Origin of the sequence: Rhizobium ecuadorense (assembly GCF_001187535.1) — a bacterium.
Classification (GTDB): Bacteria; Pseudomonadota; Alphaproteobacteria; order Rhizobiales; family Rhizobiaceae; genus Rhizobium; species Rhizobium ecuadorense.
The window spans coordinates 1-271 of the sequence record NZ_LFIO01001710.1 but is presented as its reverse complement, the minus strand read 5'-3'; the positions used below and the strand labels follow the sequence as shown (position 1 = coordinate 271).

Below are 271 nucleotides of genomic sequence, written 5' to 3'. Positions count from 1 at the left end.
GCTTCCGCGGATCTCTCTTCGCTGAAATATTCAGGCACGTGGCCATCCTCCTAAGGCGTTAACGCGGCCGCGCGCCCTCCCAGGCGCTCTGCAACAAAACCCGGATCGCTTCCCGTTCGATCGGGCGCGGGTTCCAGTAGGGGTTCTGGGCGGCGAGTTCCGCCGCACGGTCCAGATCGGCTTCCTTCATACCCAGATCGCGCAGCGCCAAGGGGGCGCCGATCGAAGCGGCGAAATCATAGAGACCGCCGCCCAGCGAGCCGCCAAAAAG

General features: G+C 64.6%; 1 pseudogene. It reads right to left on the bottom strand.

The features are described 5' to 3' along the window. Nucleotides 1–58 precede the first annotated feature (58 nt). Nucleotides 59–271 (bottom strand): annotated as a pseudogene (locus tag AF337_RS33125) (maleylacetate reductase); the annotation flags it as partial.